At 72.5% G+C, this 16717-nt stretch carries 12 protein-coding genes; 3 read left to right on the top strand and 9 right to left on the bottom strand.

Annotated features, from left to right (window positions below; translation table 11 throughout):
- Nucleotides 1-49: 49 nt before the first annotated feature.
- The 3 genes from CLV52_RS06010 to CLV52_RS06000 all read right to left on the bottom strand — a co-directional run bounded on the left by CLV52_RS06010 (nucleotide 50) and on the right by CLV52_RS06000 (nucleotide 3847).
- Nucleotides 50-1543: an aldehyde dehydrogenase family protein gene (locus CLV52_RS06010; RefSeq protein ID WP_133765864.1), complete on the bottom strand. Its 1494-nt coding sequence runs from the start codon at nucleotides 1541-1543 to the stop codon at nucleotides 50-52.
- A 70-nt stretch (nucleotides 1544-1613) separates the two neighbouring features.
- Entirely contained in the window at nucleotides 1614-2882 is a 1269-nt protein-coding gene (locus CLV52_RS06005) for an endo-1,4-beta-xylanase (RefSeq protein ID WP_133765344.1), read from the bottom strand.
- Entirely contained in the window at nucleotides 2879-3847 is a 969-nt protein-coding gene (locus tag CLV52_RS06000) for an acetylxylan esterase (protein ID WP_133765343.1), read from the bottom strand. The genes CLV52_RS06005 and CLV52_RS06000 overlap by 4 nt, the downstream gene beginning before the upstream one ends.
- A 125-nt stretch (nucleotides 3848-3972) precedes the next feature.
- On the opposite strand from CLV52_RS06000, the gene xylA reads away from it, so the two are divergent.
- From xylA to CLV52_RS05985, 3 genes are all read left to right on the top strand, one after another.
- Complete coding sequence (gene xylA / locus CLV52_RS05995) at nucleotides 3973-5163, top strand: xylose isomerase (protein ID WP_133765342.1); 1191 nt, start codon at nucleotides 3973-3975, stop codon at nucleotides 5161-5163.
- A 20-nt stretch (nucleotides 5164-5183) separates the two neighbouring features.
- Nucleotides 5184-6611 (top strand): xylulokinase, encoded by a 1428-nt coding sequence (xylB, locus tag CLV52_RS05990; protein WP_133765341.1) that lies wholly within the window; start codon nucleotides 5184-5186, stop codon nucleotides 6609-6611.
- A 74-nt stretch (nucleotides 6612-6685) separates the two neighbouring features.
- Nucleotides 6686-7213 carry an IS1096 element passenger TnpR family protein gene (locus CLV52_RS05985; RefSeq protein WP_133765340.1) on the top strand — a complete coding sequence of 176 codons (528 nt, stop codon included), beginning with the start codon at nucleotides 6686-6688 and terminating at the stop codon, nucleotides 7211-7213.
- Nucleotides 7214-7218: 5 nt separating this feature from the next.
- On the opposite strand, the gene CLV52_RS05980 is transcribed toward CLV52_RS05985, so the two are convergent.
- The 6 genes from CLV52_RS05980 to CLV52_RS05955 form a co-directional block, all read right to left on the bottom strand.
- Nucleotides 7219-10062: a glycoside hydrolase family 2 TIM barrel-domain containing protein gene (locus CLV52_RS05980; protein WP_133765339.1), complete on the bottom strand. Its 2844-nt coding sequence runs from the start codon at nucleotides 10060-10062 to the stop codon at nucleotides 7219-7221.
- On the bottom strand, nucleotides 10059-12161 hold the full coding sequence (locus CLV52_RS05975) for an alpha-galactosidase (protein WP_133765338.1): 2103 nt from the start codon (nucleotides 12159-12161) through the stop codon (nucleotides 10059-10061). The genes CLV52_RS05980 and CLV52_RS05975 overlap by 4 nt, the downstream gene beginning before the upstream one ends.
- A gap of 78 nt (nucleotides 12162-12239) precedes the next feature.
- Complete coding sequence (locus CLV52_RS05970; RefSeq protein ID WP_133765337.1) at nucleotides 12240-13163, bottom strand: carbohydrate ABC transporter permease; 924 nt, start codon at nucleotides 13161-13163, stop codon at nucleotides 12240-12242.
- Between the two features lie 7 nt (nucleotides 13164-13170).
- Complete coding sequence (locus CLV52_RS05965) at nucleotides 13171-14115, bottom strand: carbohydrate ABC transporter permease (protein WP_246017976.1); 945 nt, start codon at nucleotides 14113-14115, stop codon at nucleotides 13171-13173.
- Entirely contained in the window at nucleotides 14112-15416 is a 1305-nt protein-coding gene (locus CLV52_RS05960; RefSeq protein ID WP_133765336.1) for an ABC transporter substrate-binding protein, read from the bottom strand. The genes CLV52_RS05965 and CLV52_RS05960 overlap by 4 nt, the downstream gene beginning before the upstream one ends.
- A gap of 140 nt (nucleotides 15417-15556) precedes the next feature.
- Nucleotides 15557-16573, bottom strand: a complete 1017-nt coding sequence (locus CLV52_RS05955; RefSeq protein ID WP_133765335.1) for a LacI family DNA-binding transcriptional regulator — start codon at nucleotides 16571-16573, stop codon at nucleotides 15557-15559.
- Between the last annotated feature and the right edge of the window lie 144 nt (nucleotides 16574-16717).

The raw sequence follows: 16717 nt of genomic DNA, 5'->3' as shown, positions 1-16717 counted from the left end.
GAGTTCCTCCAAGACGAAGAGCGCTGGCCGGGCCCAGGCGCGCTCGGACCTAGAACGGGAAGGTGCCGGGGGTCCTCCGCACGGTGATCCACCGGGTCTCGGTGAACGCCTCGATGTTCGCCTCGGCGCCGCCGAGGCGGCCGCCCGTGCCCGACGAACCGGTGCCGCCGAACGGGGTGTTCGCCTCGTCGTTCACGGTCTGGTCGTTCACGTGCACGATGCCGGTCGGGATGCGCTGCGCGAGCTCGAGCCCGCGCATGGCGTCCGCGGTCACGATGCCGAGCGACAGGCCGTACTCGCTCGCGGTGGCGATCTCGATCGCCTCCTCGTCGGTGCGGAAGCTCGTCACGGACGCGACCGGACCGAAGACCTCCTCGGTGAACGCGGGCGCGTCGATCGGCGAGTTCGCGAGCACCGTCGGGCGGTAGAAGAGGCCCTCGAAGGTGCCGCCCGCGCGCAGCTCGGCGCCCATCGCGATCGACCCCTCGACGAGCTCGGCGATGTGGTCGCGCTGCTGCTCGTCGATGATCGGTCCGAGGTGCACGTGGTCCGTCGCCGGGTTCCCGACGGCCATCGAGTCCGCCTTCGCGGCGAGCTTGTCGACGTACTCGTCGTAGAGCGACTCGTGCACGATGTGCCGCCCGACCGTCATGCAGATCTGGCCCTGGTGCAGGTAGGAGCCCCAGGCCGCCAGGTTGACCGCCTTGTCCACGTCCGCGTCCTCGAGGATCAGGAACGCGGAGTTGCCGCCGAGCTCGAGGTGGGCGCGCTTCAGGTGCTTGCCCGCGAGCTCGCCGACGCTGCGTCCGGCGCGGGTCGAGCCGGTGAAGGCGATGATCCGCACGTGCGGGTCCTCCACGAGGGCCTGCCCGACGTCCGCGCCGCCGGTGACGAGCTGCAGCACGCCCGCGGGCAGCCCCGCCTCCTCGAAGATGCGCACCATCGTCACGCCGCCGGTGACCGCGGTGCGGGGGTCGGGCTTCAGGAGCACGGCGTTGCCGAGCGCGAGCGCCGGGGCGACCGCCCGGATGCCGAGGATGATCGGCACGTTGAACGGCGAGATCACGCCGACGACGCCCGCCGGCACCCGCTGGGCGAGCGAGAGGCGGGGCTCCTCGCTGGACAGGATCGAGCCGAGCGGGTGCGACGGCAGCGATGCCGCCTCGTAGCACTCGGCGGCGCCGACGTGGAGGGCGAACCCGGCGAGCGCGGGCACGGCGCCCACCTCGCGGATGTTCCAGCCCATCACCTCGTCGGCGTGCTGCTCGTAGAGCTGCGCGGCCTTCCGCAGCACGGCCGCCCGCACCGGGTGCGGCGTCGCCGCCCAGGCCTGCTGCGCCTCGGCGGCGGACGCGGCCGCGCGGGCCACGTCCTCCGGCGACGCGATGCCGACCCGGCCGAGCTCCGCCCCCGTCGCCGGCTCGATGACGGGCGCATCACCGCCGTGTCCGAGGGTCCACCGCCCGTCCAGGAAGAGCTTCCCGGACCAGTCCGCCCCGTCGAGCAGCCCCGTGGTGCCCGTCGACTCGTCGACCATCGTCATCGTCACAACTCCCTCGTCGCGCGTTCCGCCGACATCATGCCCGACGGACCTCCGTCCGGCACCAGGGCCGTCAGACCCGGGTGCGGACCGTGACGTCGACGGCGCCCGCGGCCAGTGCGACGGGGACCTCGAACCCCGCACCGGCGACGACGAAGTCCCCCGCGAAGCCCGTCACCCGCACCGCGCCGTCGCCGTCCGTGCGCAGCGCGGTCGACGGCAGCCACCAGTCGCCGCGGATCAGCGCCTCGAGCGCGTCGTAGCCCGGCTTCCGCGAGCCGTCCTCCCGCAGCAGGCCGATCGGGGCGCCGAGCCACGCCCCGGCGTCCGTGATGCCCCAGTAGTTGACGACCTCGACGGCCCGGTGCGCGACGAGCGTGCGGTAGTGCCGCACCAGCTCGTCCGCCTGCCGCGCCTCGCCCTCCGCGGTCGTCGGCCAGTCGGGGACTCGGTAGTCGTTCAGGTCCTCGATCTCCGGGGGCATCAGGTGGCCGCTCACGAGGCTGGTCTCCGTCATGTGGAGCGGCAGCCCGAACCGCGCGAAGCGGTCGAGCACGGCCGTCGTCGCCGCCTCGCCCCGGTACCCCTGGTGCATGTGGGTCTGGAGGCCGATCGCGTCGACGGCGATCCCCGCGTCGAGCACCTCCTCGATGAGCCGCTCGTAGGCGGGCGACAGGTCGAAGTCGTTGATGAGCAGCGTCGCCGCCGGATCGCCCGCCCGGGCCTCCTCGAACGCGAGCCGCACGGTCTCGAGCCGGCCCTTCCGGGCGGCGAGGTCCGTGATCCGGTTCGCCCCGTTCGCGAACACCGGCATGATCACGGCCTCGTTGATGGCGTCCCAGACGTCGATGAGCCCGGCGAACGCGGCCGGGAGCGAGCGGCTCCGCTCGCGCTGCAGCCGCTCCACCTCGTCGAGCGGCAGCGCCGCCTGCCAGGCCGGCGTGACCGTGTGCCACAGCAGCGGGTGGCCCTTGACCGTCACGCCCCGGTCGACGAACCACTGCGCGGTGCGCCGGAGCCGCTCCTCGTCCGTGACGCCGCGCTCCGGCTCGTACCGGCCCCAGTAGAACGGCAGCGTCACCTGATTGAACAGGCCGAGGAACGCCGGCTCGAGGACCTCGAGCGGCAGCCCCTCGGCGGTGCCGAACGCCTCGACGTCCTCCGCACCGTGCGGGGCCGGCCCGCCGACGAGCGGCAGGAGGTCGAAGCCGATGTTCCCGAACCCGAAGGCCTGACGCCGCTGCTCGACCGTCACGTCGGCGTCCCGCAGCGGCTCGCCCGCCGCGTCGAGGACGCGCACGGTCGCATAGACGCGGTGGTGCGCGGGGATGCGGTCCGTCACCGGCCGAGCTCCGCGGCGAAGAGGCGCAGCGCCGCCGCGACGTCCTCCGGGCCGCCGCCCTCGTGGCCGTTGTACGGGTGGACCAGGATCTCCTTCCGCGTCGAGGGCGCGGCGTTGAACGCGGCGAACGGCCCGGACGGCGGGACGATCGCGTCCATCAGCGCGGCCGAGATCTGCAGCGGCGCGGTGATGCGGGACGCGAGCACCGCGCCGTCGATCCGCGCGAGCACGCCGAGCACGTGGTCGACCCGGTCGCGGTGCACGGCCAGGTAGTCGACGAGCTCGTGGAACGGCCGCGCGTCCGTGATCGTCATCGACCGCGGGATGTCGCAGAGGAACGGGACGCGGGCCGCGACGGCGCGCACGTCCTCCGCCAGGGCGCCCGCCGCGAGCGCGCCGGCACCGCCCTGGCTCCCGCCGGTCACCCCGACGCGCGAGCCGTCGACGCCGGGCAGGGCGCGGACGGCGTCGACCGCGAGGACCGCGTCGGTGAAGAAGCGCGTGTAGTAGTACTGCGCCGGATCGTCGATCCCCCGCGTCATGACGCCCGGCACCTCGGGTCCGGTGCCGCCCGAGTCCGGCGTGACGCCCCCGCTCCAGCCGGAGCCCTGGCCGCGGGTGTCCATCATCAGGTGGGCGTAGCCCGCCGCCGCGAACGCGAGGTTGTCGAGCGCGGAGCCGCGACCGCCGCCGTAGCCGACGTACTCGACGATCGCGGGCAGCGGACCGGTCGCCCCGGCGGGCGCGCGGAGCCAGCCGGCGATGCGCTGACCGTCCCAGCCGGAGAAGCGCACGTCCCAGGTGCGGATCGCCGTGAGACCGGTGTCGACCTCGGTCGCCTCCGGCGGCTCGGCGAGCGCGCGCGCCTCGGCGAGCCGCTCGGACCAGAACGCGTCGAGGTCCGCGGGCTCCTGCACCGCGGTGCGGTGCTCGCGGAGCAGTTCGACAGGAAGATCGGTGAACATCGGATCCCTTCGCGCATGGCACGCGCCGCGACCGACGTCCGGCTCGGCGACCTTGCCGAAGGCCAGCCTACGACCTATGTTGTTTCCTGCAACATTTTCGCTTCGACGAGGAAACGGACCCTCCCATGGCGCTGACGCCGACCCGCGACGACAAGTTCTCCTTCGGCCTCTGGACGGTCGGCTACAACGGGTCCGACCCGTTCGGCGGCCCGACCCGCGCCGCCCTCGACGTGGTGCACGTCGTCGAGAAGCTGGCCGAGCTCGGGGCCTACGGCCTCACCTTCCACGACGACGACCTGTTCGCGTTCGGCTCGACCGACGCCGAGCGGCAGACCCAGATCGACCGCCTGAAGGGCGCGCTCTCCGACACGGGCCTGATCGTCCCGATGGTGACGACGAACCTGTTCAGCGCCCCGGTGTTCAAGGACGGCGGGTTCACCTCGAACGACCGCGCCGTGCGCCGCTTCGCGCTGCGGAAGGTGCTCCGCAACCTCGACCTCGCCGCCGAGCTCGGCGCGAAGACGTTCGTCATGTGGGGCGGCCGTGAGGGCGCCGAGTACGACACCTCGAAGGACATCCAGCAGGCGCTGCACCGCTACCGCGAGGCCGTGAACCTGCTGTCCGACTACGTGCTCAGCAAGGGCTACGACATCCGGTTCGCCATCGAGCCGAAGCCGAACGAGCCCCGCGGCGACATCCTCCTGCCGACGGTCGGGCACGCCCTCGCCTTCATCGACACGCTCGAGCACCCCGAGCTCGCGGGCGTGAACCCGGAGGTCGGCCACGAGACGATGGCGGGCCTCAACTTCACCGCCGGCATCCAGCAGGCGATGTACCACGGCAAGCTCTTCCACATCGACCTGAACGGCCAGCGGTCGATCAAGTACGACCAGGACCTCGTGTTCGGCCACGGCGACCTGCACGTCGCGTTCTCCCTCGTCGACCTCCTCGAGCACGGCGGCCTCGCGGGCGGCCCGGCCTACGACGGCCCGCGCCACTTCGACTACAAGCCGAGCCGCACCGAGGACGAGACCGGCGTCTGGGACTCCGCGGCCGCGAACATGCGCATGTACCTGCTGCTCAAGGAGCGGGCGCAGTCCTTCCGCGCCGACCCGGAGGTGCAGGAGCTGCTGCGGTCCGCCAAGGTGCTCGAGCTCGCCACGCCGACGCTGTCCGAGGGCGAGTCGTTCGACGACCTGCTCGCCGACCGCGCCTCGTACGAGGACTTCGACACCGACGCGTACTTCAACGGGCACGGCTTCGGCTTCGTCCGGCTGCAGCAGCTGGCGATCGACCACCTGCTCGGCGCCCGCTGAGTCCGCGAGGGGTCATCGGCATGACGCTCGTCGCCGGTGTCGATTCGTCGACGCAGAGCTGCAAGGTGGTCGTCCGCGACCTCGACACCGGCGCGATCGTCCGCACCGGCCGCGCCTCCCACCCGGACGGGACGGAGGTGGCCCCGGCCGCCTGGTGGGACGCGCTGCTGACGGCGATCGCCGACGCCGGCGGCCTCGACGACGTCGCGGCGATCTCGATCGGCGGTCAGCAGCACGGGATGGTCGCGCTCGACGGCGAGGGGAACGTCGTTCGCGACGCCCTGCTGTGGAACGACACCCGCTCCGCGCAGGCCGCGCTCGACCTGATCGAGGAGGCGGGCGCCCAGGCGCTCGCGGACGGCACCGGCACCGTGCCGGTCGCGTCGATCACCTCGACCAAGCTGCGCTGGCTGCGCGACGCGGAGCCGGACAACGCGGCCCGCGTCGCGGCGGTCGCCCTGCCGCACGACTGGCTGACCTGGCGCCTGCTCGGCTACGGGCCGGAGCACGAGTCGCCGTCCGGCCCCGTCCTCGAGGCGCTCGCGACCGACCGGTCCGACGCGTCGGGCACCGGCTACTTCGACCCGGTGCGGAACCGGTACGACCGCGGGGTCCTCGAGCTGGCGCTCGGCCACGACGTCGTCCTCCCCCGCGTGCTCGGCCCGTCGGAGGCCGCCGGCACCACCATCGACGGCGTCCCCGGGATCCCGGCCGGGATCGTGGTCGGCGCGGGCGCCGGCGACAACGCCGGGGCGGCGCTCGGGCTCGGCGCGACCGCCGGCGACGTCGTCGTGTCGATCGGCACCTCCGGCACCGTGTTCGCCGTCAGCCCGACGCCGACGCACGACGCGTCCGGCACGGTCGCGGGGTTCGCCTCCGCGTCCGGCGAGTTCCTGCCGCTGATCGCGACGCTGAACGCGGCGCGGATCCTCGACGTGACCGCGAAGCTGCTCGGCGTCGACCACGACGAGCTCGGCCGGCTCGCGCTCGCCGCCTCCCCCGGGGCTGGCGGGCTCGCGCTCGTGCCGTACTTCGCGGGAGAGCGGACGCCGAACCTGCCGGACGCGACCGCCTCCCTGCTCGGCATGACGCTCGCGAACACGACCCGGGAGGGCCTCGCGCGCGCCGCCGTCGAGGGCCTGCTCTGCGCACTCGCCGACGGCCTCGCCGCGGTGCAGGGGCAGGGCGTCGTCGCCGAACGCCTGCTGCTGATCGGCGGCGCGGCCCTGAACCCGGCGGTCCAGGCCGTCGCCGCGCAGGTGTTCGCGGAACCGGTCGTCGTGCCGGAGCCCGGCGAGTACGTCGCGCTCGGCGGCGCGGTGCAGGCGGGCTGGGCGCTCACCGGGAAGCGGCCGACGTGGCCGGTCCCGGACGTCGCCTCCCCCGCCCCGGACCACCGCCCGGAGATCCTCGAGGCCTACCGCGCCGCGGCCGCCCGCGCCCGCTGACGGGGCCCTCCGCTGCACTTCCGGCGGTGCGCACGCCCGCCTCAGCAGCGAAGGGCCCCGTTAGCGTGAGGAGGGTGGCGCGGACCTGGCTGGCGATCAAGGTGGAGCTCGTCGAGGGGCGCGGCCGCTTCGTCTGGCCGCGGCCCGGCCGGGTGCTCGCCGCGGACCGCGCGCACACGTTCGGGCAGCTCGCGACGGCGATCGACGAGGCGTTCGGCCGCTGGGACCTCGCGCACAGCCACGGGTTCCTGCTCGCGGACGGCACCTCGATCGGCACCCCGGATCCGGACTGGGCGACGCCCGAGGCGCTGGACGCGGACGCCGAGCCGCTCGACCGCCTGCGGCCCGGCGACGGGTTCGCGTACGAGTTCGACCTCGCCGACCGCTGGGTCCACGTCTGCCGGGTCGAGGAGGCGGCGGTCGATCCGCTCGACGTCTGGGGCGCGGTGCCGACCGCCCCGGTCGCGTACTTCGGCGCCGGCGACCTGCCGGACCAGTACGGCCGCCGCTGGCTCGACGACGACGGCGGCGCCCCCGGGAAGGACCCGCAGGCGCGCGACCTGCCGCCCCTCCACCCCGGCTGGGGCCGCCGCGCCCGCTGAACCGCTCAGCCGGCGCGGAACACGAGCGTCGCCGTCACCTCCCGCGCGTCCAGCCGGTGCTGCGGCAGCACGCCGGGACCGCAGGAGGCGGTGCCGATGCCGTGCTCGGCGAGGTCGAGCGTGAGCCGCGTGCGGTCGGACGGGGGCAGGTCGGTCGGGTGCGCCGCGGCGGCGAGCTCGGACGAGGTCCACGGGCTCGCCGTGAAGGAGAACCCGTCGCCGGTCACGACGATGCCGCAGCCGCCGCGGGCGACGACCAGTCGGTGCACGCCCGCCCGGGAGCCGTTCTCCTGCGGCCGCACGTAGTCGGTGTGCAGCGCCGCGGCGCCGTCCACCGCGAATTTGCCGAGCCGCTGCGCCTGACCGGTGTCCGGGTAGCGCTGCCCCGGACCGTACCCGTCCCACTCGATGGAGTCGGCCGCCCAGGGCAGCACGAGCTCGACGCCGGCCCGCGCCCACCCCGACGGCCAGGCCCCCTCCGGCGTCAGGACGAGGTCGAGGCGGAGCGCATCGCCGTCGGTCGTCCAGCGCTGCCGCATCCGCACGCGGTGGTCGAGCGCCGCGGGCGCGATCACCGTCTCCACCTCGAGCGAGTCCTCGGTGGTCCGCACCCCGACGCGGCGCTCGTGCAGACGGTCGAGCCCGGCCGCCGCCCAGGCGGCCGCGTCGCTGACGCCGCCCTCGAGGAACTGCGCGACGCCGAGGTCGTTGTCGGTCGGAGCCCGCCAGAGCGCGAGCGCAGGTCCGTCGACTGCCGTGCCACCGATGGAGCGGAGGCGACCGGTCCTCCGATCGAACGCGCCGGGCCCGACGTGCACGACCCCGTCCCGGTCCTCGATCGGGATGCGCGCCGCGATCGACGTCGGCGTCGGCAGCTCCCCGGCCTGGCCCCAGGCGATCTCGTGCCCGGCCGGCGCCCAGGCGGTGTCCGCGGCGAGCACCGCCCGCACCGTGAGCACGCCGTCGCCGACGGCCCCTTCGGGGAGGTGGACCTCCGCGGTCTCACCGGGTCGGACGGGCGGCAGCGCCAGGACGCCACCGGCCGACCCGCGCGTCCACCGCAGCTCGACGCCTGCCAGGTCGGCGAAGTCGTACCCGTCGGTGACGCGCACGCGCGCGCCGTCGATCTCGAGCCCGATCGGCTCGATCACCTTCTTGTAGTCGAGCAGCCCGGGCCTCGGCCGGCGGTCCGCGTCGACGAGGCCGTCCGCGACGAAGTTGCCGTCGTGGATCTCCTCCCCGAAGTCGCCGCCGTACGCGAAGAACTCGCGCCCGTCCGGCGTCCGACGGCGGATGCCGTGCTCGAGCCATTCCCAGACGAAGCCGCCCTGCGTCCGCGGATGCCGGCGGAAGCTCGCCTCGTACTCGGACAGGCCGCCCGGCCCGTTGCCCATCGCGTGCGCGTACTCGCAGAGGAGGAACGGCAGCGACCGCCGGTGCGCGTCGGCCACCGGGTCCGGCAGCGGCTCCTCCGCCTGCCTGCCGATCGCGTCGACCTCGTCCTGGTGGGCGTACATGCGCGAGTACACGTCGACGGCGGTGCTGGACCAGTCGCCCTCGTAGTGGACGGGGCGGGTGGGGTCGAGCTCGTGCGACAGCTTCGCGGACGCCTCGAGGTTCCGCCCGGTGCCCGCCTCGTTGCCGAGCGACCACAGGATGACGGAGGCGTGGTTCCGGTCGCGCGCGATCGTGCGGCGCATCCGGTCGAGGTAAGCGGGCTCCCATGCCGCGTCGTCGCTCGGGTTGCCGCGCCAGCCGACCTCGAAGAACCCGTGGGTCTCCAGGTCGCACTCGTCGACGAGCCAGAACCCCAGCTCGTCCGCGAGCCCCGGCAGGTCCGGGTGCGGCGGGTAGTGGGAGGTACGGATCGCGTTGATGTTGTGCTGCTTCATCAACCGCAGCTCGGCCCGCACGACCTCCGCCGGCACCACCCGACCGAGGTCCGGGTGGTGCTCGTGGCGGTTCACCCCGCGGATGCGGATGCGTCGGCCGTTCACCTTCAGCTGCGCGTCCTCGATCGTGATCGTGCGGAAGCCGACGCGCACGGTCGCCCGCTCCGCCTCCGTGCGCACCACGACGTCGACGAGCGCCGGGGTCTCGGCCGTCCAGCCGTCGACCCGCCCGACGTCGTGCGCGACCCCGGTCGCCAGCCCCGTGAGCCCGAGGGAGGGCACGTCGACGAGGGCGGTCGCGCCGTCCCTTGCGTCGACGTCGACGATCAGCACGCCGTATCCGTCGGCCCATTGCGCCTCGACGCGCACGTCCTGGACACCGCCGGGCGGCAGCGCCTGCACCGCGACGTCGCGGAAGACGCCCGGGAGCCACCACATGTCCTGGTCCTCGAGGTAGCTCGTCGCCGCCCACTGGGCGACGCGCAGCGCGACGGTGTTGGTTCCGGTCCTGACGACGTCGGTGAGGTCGAACTCGTGCACGAGGCGGCTTCCCGCGGTCGAGCCGACCCGTCGCCCGTTCACCCACACCTCGCCGGCCGCGTCGACGCCGTCGAGGCGGAGCAGCGCGGGGCCGCCCGGCCAGTCGAAGGTTCGCACCAGGTCGCCGATCGTGTTCTCGTCGGGGACGTGCGGCGGGTCGACGGGGAACGGGAAGCGCACGTTCGTGTACGCGGGGGCGCCGTGCCCGTGCATCGGCCAGCTCGACGGCACCGGGATGCGGTCCCAGCCCGCGCCGTCCGCGGATGCGAGGTCGTCCGGCGCGTCGGCCCGGCTCGGCGACGATCGGAACGACCACTCGCCGTTCAGCGACAGCAGCGCGGCGTCCGTCGCGAAGCGCGCCCGCGGCGCGATCCATCCGTCGCCGACGAGCTCCTGCAGCGTCGGGGCCGTGGTCATGCGATCGCCTCCACGCGCAGCAGCACGGCGTGCTCCGGGTTCATGACCGGCATCGGCAGCCCGAGCACGGCGAGGGCCGTGCCGGACAGCTCGACGCCGCTCGCGAGCCACGGCGGCGCCGCGCGCCCGAGCATCGCGTGCGCGGGGACCGGCACGGCAGGCGTGACGCGATAGGACCGGGCGGGGTCGAGCCCGGGAAGCGCGACGGGCAGGGGCTGCTCGAACGCGCTCGTGGTCAGCTGCACGAACGAGTAGAGGGCACGGCCGCGATCCTGGGCGACGACGCCCGTCAGCTGGACGCTCGGATCGGCCGAGTCGGCCCGCACCACCGCCCCGGTGTGCAGCACCTCCCGCCACTCCTTGTAGAGGGCGATCGCGCGCCGCAGGCCCTCCCGCTCCTGGTCGGTGGCGGTCGTGACGTCCCACTCGATGCCGAAGTGCCCGAACAGCGCGGTCGCCGTCCGGAAGTCGATGTCGTGCGTCCTGCGGGTGCTGTGGGAGGTGGTGGGGCCGACGTGCGCGCCGACCAGCTCGGGCGGGACGACCAGCTGCGTCCAGCGCTGGATCGTCTGCCGCTCGAGCGCGTCGTTCGTGTCGGAGGTCCACACCCGGTCGGTGCGCTGCAGCACGCCGAGGTCGACGCGGGCACCGCCGGACGAGCACGACTCGATCTCGACCCGGGGATGCCGCGCCTTCAGCTCGTCGAACAGCCGGTACGCGGCGAGGGTCTGTGCGTGCGCGGACGCCCGTCCCTCGTGCCCGAGCTCGAGCTGGTCCCGGTTCTGGTCCCACTTCAGGTAGGCGATCGGGTACTCGTCGAGCAGCGCGTCGATGCGGCCGAGGATGTACGAGAACGCGTCCGGGTTCGCCAGGTCGAGCACCTGCTGGAAGCGCCAGTCGATCGACGTGCGACCGGCGGGTCCGGCGATCCAGTCCGGGTGCTCGCGGATCACGTCCGAGTCCTCGTTCACCATCTCCGGTTCGACCCACAGGCCGAACTGCATGCCGAGGCCGCGGACGTGGTCGATCAGCGGACCGAGCCCGTCGGGCCAGACGGCGGGGTCGACCCACCAGTCGCCGAGGCCGGCGCGGTCGTTCCGCCGGTGCCCGAACCAGCCGTCGTCCAGCACGAAGCGCTCGACGCCGAGCTCGGCCGCCGTGTCGGCGAGCGCGCTGAGGGTGCCCAGGTCGTGGGCGAAGTAGACGGCCTCCCAGGTGTTCAGGACGACCGGCCGCGGGGAGGACGGGTGCTGCGGCCGGGCGCGCAGCCAGGTGTGGAACCGCGCGCTCACCCCGTCCAGCCCGTCGACCGCGTACGCCGCGTAGGCGGTCGGCGTCCGGTAGGACTCCCCCGGCGCCAGGCGGATCTCGCTCGGCTCGAGCAGTTCGCCGGCACCGATCGTCGTCTGCCCGCTCGGGAGGCGGTCGAGGAACGACTCGTGGTTCCCGCTCCAGCCGAGGTGCAGCGCCCAGACCTCGCCGGAGCGCCAGCCGAAGCCGGCGCCGCCCGCGGCGATGACCGCAGTGGCGTCGTGCCCGGTCCGGCCGTGCCGCCCGCTGCGCACCCAGGTCCCCTGGTCGATGCGGCGGCGCTGGGGATGCTTCTCGCGCGCCCAGCGCCCGGTCGTGTCGAGCGACTCGACGGCCTGCTGGGGCACCGGCAGCACGAGGTCGAACCGGTCGAGCCCGTACTCGTCGGCACCGGTGTTCACGAGGGTGCCGTCGAGGAGCAGGAGGCCGGAGGGGTCGAGGGCGAACCGCACCTCCGCCTCGAGACCGACCTGCGGGTCGGCGAGGCGGAGGGTCAGCGCACTCCCCTCCCGCGCCGCGTCCGTGAGCACGAATCGCGGCGAGAACGCCGCGCCGGACCGGCCGCCGCGGACCGCGGCCCGGCCGCGCCAGCCGCGGGACGCCTGCGGGAGGACGGAGAGGCGCACGGGCTCGTCGAAGTTCGAGTGCGGGACCGCTCCGGTGAGCAGCGCGGCGTCCGGCACGGCGTCCCCGAGGGGGGCGCCCCAGTGCACGATCACGGGGTCGTCGCCCCGGACGTCGACGAGGAGGCCGACGCCGCCGGCCTCGAGGTAGTGCTGATCGACCATGGCGGTCCTTTCGAACGGGCAGCACGGATCCTCCGCCCTGCAGGGCGGGAGGCACCTGCAGAGCGGACGGGTCCGGGCTCAGCCCTTGCTTGCGCCGAGGGTCAGGCCGGCGACGAACTGGCGCTGCAGCGCCAGGTAGATGACGAGCGTCGGGATCACGGTGATGATCGCCCCGGCGGACAGCAGGTTGTAGTTCGACAGGAACTGCCCCTGCAGGTTGTTGATCGCCGTCGTGATCGGGAGGCGGTTGCCCGACTGGATCAGGATCAGCGGCCAGAAGTAGTCGTTGTAGATGAAGATGACCTCGAGCGTGCCGAGCGCGGCGAGCGCGGGTCGTGTCAGGGGCATGATCACGCGCCAGTACTGGGTCCAGACGCCGGCGCCGTCGACGCGCGCCGCCTCACCCAGCTCCTGCGGGATCGCCTTCATGAAGTTCGACAGCACGAAGGTGCAGAACCCGATCTGGAACCCGGTGTTCGCCGCGACGACGCCGACGAGCTGGTTGAGCAGCGAGCCGGAGTCGGAGATCGAGTACGGCAGCTGGATCAGCTTGAACAGCTCGAAGATCGGGGTCGCCAGGACCTGCGGCGGCAGCAGGTTGCCGGCCGTGAACATGATGAGCAGCGTCACGTTGAACCGCCAGGAGAAGCGGCTCACGGCGAACGCCATCATCGACGCGAAGAACAGGGTGAGGACCACGGTCGCGATCGTGATGAACGCCGAGTTCCCGAAGTAGGTCAGGAACCCGCCCTGGGTCCAGGCCTGCGCGAAGTTCGAGAACCCGTAGCTGCCGCCGATCGAGAAGTAGCCGAGCCGGTCGGTGTCCGCCTTCGGCCGAAGGGAGGTGTACACCGCCCAGAGCAGCGGGATCAGCCAGAGGATCGCGGCGACCGTGAGGAACAGGTAGGCGCCCCAGACGCCCGGACCGTTCTTGATCCGGGTCCGCGTGGAGGCGGTGACCCGGGTCCTGCGCGCGGCCGCCGGGGCCGTCGTCGTCGTCATCGGGCGATCACTCCTTGGTCCGGAACGTGCGGGACAGGTAGATGACGATCGGTACCAGCGAGATGACGAGCAGCACCACCGCGAACGCGCTGCCGATGCCGATCACCTGCGTCTCCCCGACCAGGTACTGCACGACCAGGACCGAGAGCAGCTCCAGCCCGTTCGTGCCGTGGTTGATGACGTAGACGATGTCGAAGGCGCGGAGCGACTCGATCACCGTGATCACGACGATGATCACGTTCGTCGCCGCCATCGCCGGGAACACGACGCGGAAGAACGTCTGCCGCCCGTTCGCTCCGTCGAGCGACGCCGCCTCCTTGATGCTCGGGTCGACGCCCTTCAGACCCGCCAGGTACAGCACCATGATGTAGCCGGCGTGCCGCCAGGTGGCGGCGACGAGCGCCGCCCACAGGTTGACGCTCGAGTCGCCGAACCAGTCGATCGCGGCGGGCGTGCCCGCGGTGCCGAGCACGTTGTTGATGAGGCCGTTGTCCTGGCTGTACATGAGCTGCCAGATGATGCCGATCAGCGCGAGCGACAGCATGACCGGCATGAAGAAGACGGTCTGGTAGATCCGGCTGCCCCGGATCTTCGAGTCGAGCAGCACCGCGAGCAGCAGGCCGAGGGGCGTGCCGATGAGGCCGAGGAACAGCAGCCAGACGATGTTGTGCAGCACCGCCGGCCAGAACGCGGGCGCCTGGTTGAAGACGAAGTTGTAGTTCGTCAGCCCCTGGAAGACGAACCCCGAGAGCTGCAGGCCGTCCCACTTGAAGAACGACAGCGCGACGGAGGCGAGCAGCGGGATCCAGACGAGCACGGCCTGGATCAGGGTCGGGATGCCGATCATCACCCCGAGCACGATGCGGTCCCGCTTCGTCAGGGACCGCAGTCGGCGCCGCGGCGCGGGCGACCTCGTCGCCCGCGCCGCGGAGATCGGTGCTTCGACCGTCACTGCTGCGAGTACAGCGTCTTCGCCTGCGACTCGATGTTCGCGAGGTTCACCGTGCCGCTCTTCAGGAAGTTCAGCATCGCCGGCTCGAGCACGTTGCTCGCCATGGCGGGCAGCGCGTCGCGGTCGAAGAACTGGCTGATCGACTTCGCGTCCGCGATGACGCCGGACAGCTTCTTCGTGAAGGCGGAGTACCCGGAGGTGTCGGCGTCCTTCGCCGTCATGATGTTCGACTTGTCGACCGAGTAGTAGGCCTCCTGGCCGGCGCCGGTGCCCATGAACTGCAGCATGTCCTTCGCCGCCTGGTTCTGCGCGCCCTTCTTCGAGAGCATCAGGCCGTCGATCGGGGCTTCGACCGCATCCGTGCCCTCGACCTTGACCTCGGGGAACGGGAAGAAGTCGATGTCGTTCAGCACGCTCGCATCGGTGAACTGCTGCGTGATGAAGGAGCCGAGCAGCATCATCCCCGCCTGCTTGTTGCCGAGCTTCTGCGCGCCCTCCTGCCACGTGAGGCCCGCGGCGCTCGGGTCGTAGTAGGGCAGGAGCTCCTTCCAGGTGTCGAACACCTCCTTGACCTGCGAGGAGTTCCAGGACTCCTTGTGCGCGCACAGGTCGACGTGGAACTGGTAGCCGTTGATGCGCATGTTCAGGTAGTCGAACGTGCCGCACGCGGGCCAGAGGTCCTTGTCGGTGAACTCGATCGGGATGATCCCCTTCGCCTTCATCTTCTTGCAGAGGGCGACGAGCTCGTCGAACGTGCCGGGCACCTCCCAGCCGTTCGACTGCCAGAACGACTTCCGGTAGAAGAAGCCCCACGGGTAGTTGTAGTTCGGGACGAAGTACTGCTTGCCGTCCTCCCCGGTCGACGCCTTCTTCAGCGCGTCGGAGTAGTTGGAGCCGATCTTCGACCAGACGTCGCTGACGTCGCCGACCAGCCCCTTCTTGGCGATGTACTGCATCCGGTAGCCGGCGAACCAGGTGAACGCGTCGTCCGGGCTGCCCTGCAGGTAGTTGGTGATCTTGTCCTGGAACGAGTTGTGGTCCGACACGTTCGTCGAGACCGTGTCCTTCGACTTCTTCTCGAAGGCGGAGACGAACGCCGCGTACGCCTTCTTCGGCACGGCGTCGGAGGCGTTCGAGCCGAAGGTCAGGCTGCCGCCGCCTCCGCCCGAGCCGCCGCCGGCCGTCCCGCCGGAGCAGGCCGCGAGCAGGCCGACGCCCGCGAGCGAGACCGCTCCGAGGCCGCCGGTGCGGAGAAGAGTGCGACGGTCGATCTCGAATCGACCCGATCGCGTTGCCACCATGAACCACTCCTTCGTGCGTTCCGTCGCCGTCCCGGATGCTGCTGCGGCAGGACGACGTGCTCCGATGCGAAACGTTCACATCGGCCAGCGCATCTTCACTCGGCGCGCCCGATGCGGTCAAGTCGACGCTGCGTCGACGTTCAGATCGTGACCTGACCGGTGCTGTCGCGCACGACCAACGAGGACGGCACGGCCGGCGGCGGGGCATCCGGGACCATCCCCTCGATCTCGTCGATCAGCAGGGCGATGGCGCGGCGCCCCAGGTCCCCGAAGTCCTGCCGGACCGTGGTCAGCGCGGGGCGGAGGTACCGGGCGAACGGCACGTCGTCGAAGCCGACGACGCTCAGGTCGTCCGGCACCGCGAGCCCGAGGTCGTGCGCCGCCGCGAGCAGCCCGACCGCCATCTCGTCGTTCGCGGCGAAGACCGCTGTCGGTCGCTCGTCCGACAGCAGGCGCCGCCCGACGGCCATGCCGCCGTCCGGGGTCCAGTCGCTCGAGAGCACGCGCGGCTCCAGGCCGCGCTCGAGCATCGCCCGCTCGTAGCCGCGCTGCCGCTGCTCGGCCTCGCCCCAGCCCACGGGGCCGGCGAGGTGCGCGATCCGTCGGTGCCCGAGGTCGAGGAGGTGGCGCGTCGCCAGCACGGCTCCCTCGTGCTGGTCGAAGCCGAAGTCGTTCAGCTCGCCCGGGACGCCCTGCAGCGTGAGCACGGGCACCGGCGCACCGCTCAGCCGCACGGCCTCACGCGCTCGGTCCTGGGGCGCGATCGCGACGATCCCCTCGACGCCGTGCGCCAGCAGCTCCTCGAGCGCGTGCACCAGATCGGCCGGGTCGTCGCCCGCATCCGGCGTCGTCGTGACGCTGTAGCCGCGCTCCCGGACCGCGTCGACGATCGCGAGGAACGAGCTGAAGGGCCCGTGCAGGGGACGCGCGGTCAGCAGGACGCCGATCATGCGGGAGCGCGCCGTGACGAGCGCGCGCGCGGCGCGGTTGGGGCGGTAGCCGAGCTCGTCGATCGCGGCCCGGATCCGCCGCTCGGTGTCGGCGCGGATGCCGGGGTGCGCGTTCAGCATCCGCGACACCGTCTGGTACGAGACGCCCGCGCGATCCGCCACGTCGCGGATCGACGGCGGTCGCAGCCGCAGCTCGCGAGGCTCCATCGTGCTCTCCAGGCGTTCGTCCGGTGGACCCTCAGCGTACGGAGGACACGCACCTCCCGGTACCGACGACGCCGGACGACGATGGATGGTCGCGCTACCATCGGCGACGCTCCCGACCGGGGCGATGGACGACGCGGATGTCGG

Source organism: Amnibacterium kyonggiense (assembly GCF_004364555.1).
GTDB lineage: Bacteria > Actinomycetota > Actinomycetes > Actinomycetales > Microbacteriaceae > Amnibacterium > Amnibacterium kyonggiense.
Note: the sequence above shows the minus strand (reverse complement) of the source record. Positions and strands in the feature narration are given on the sequence as shown.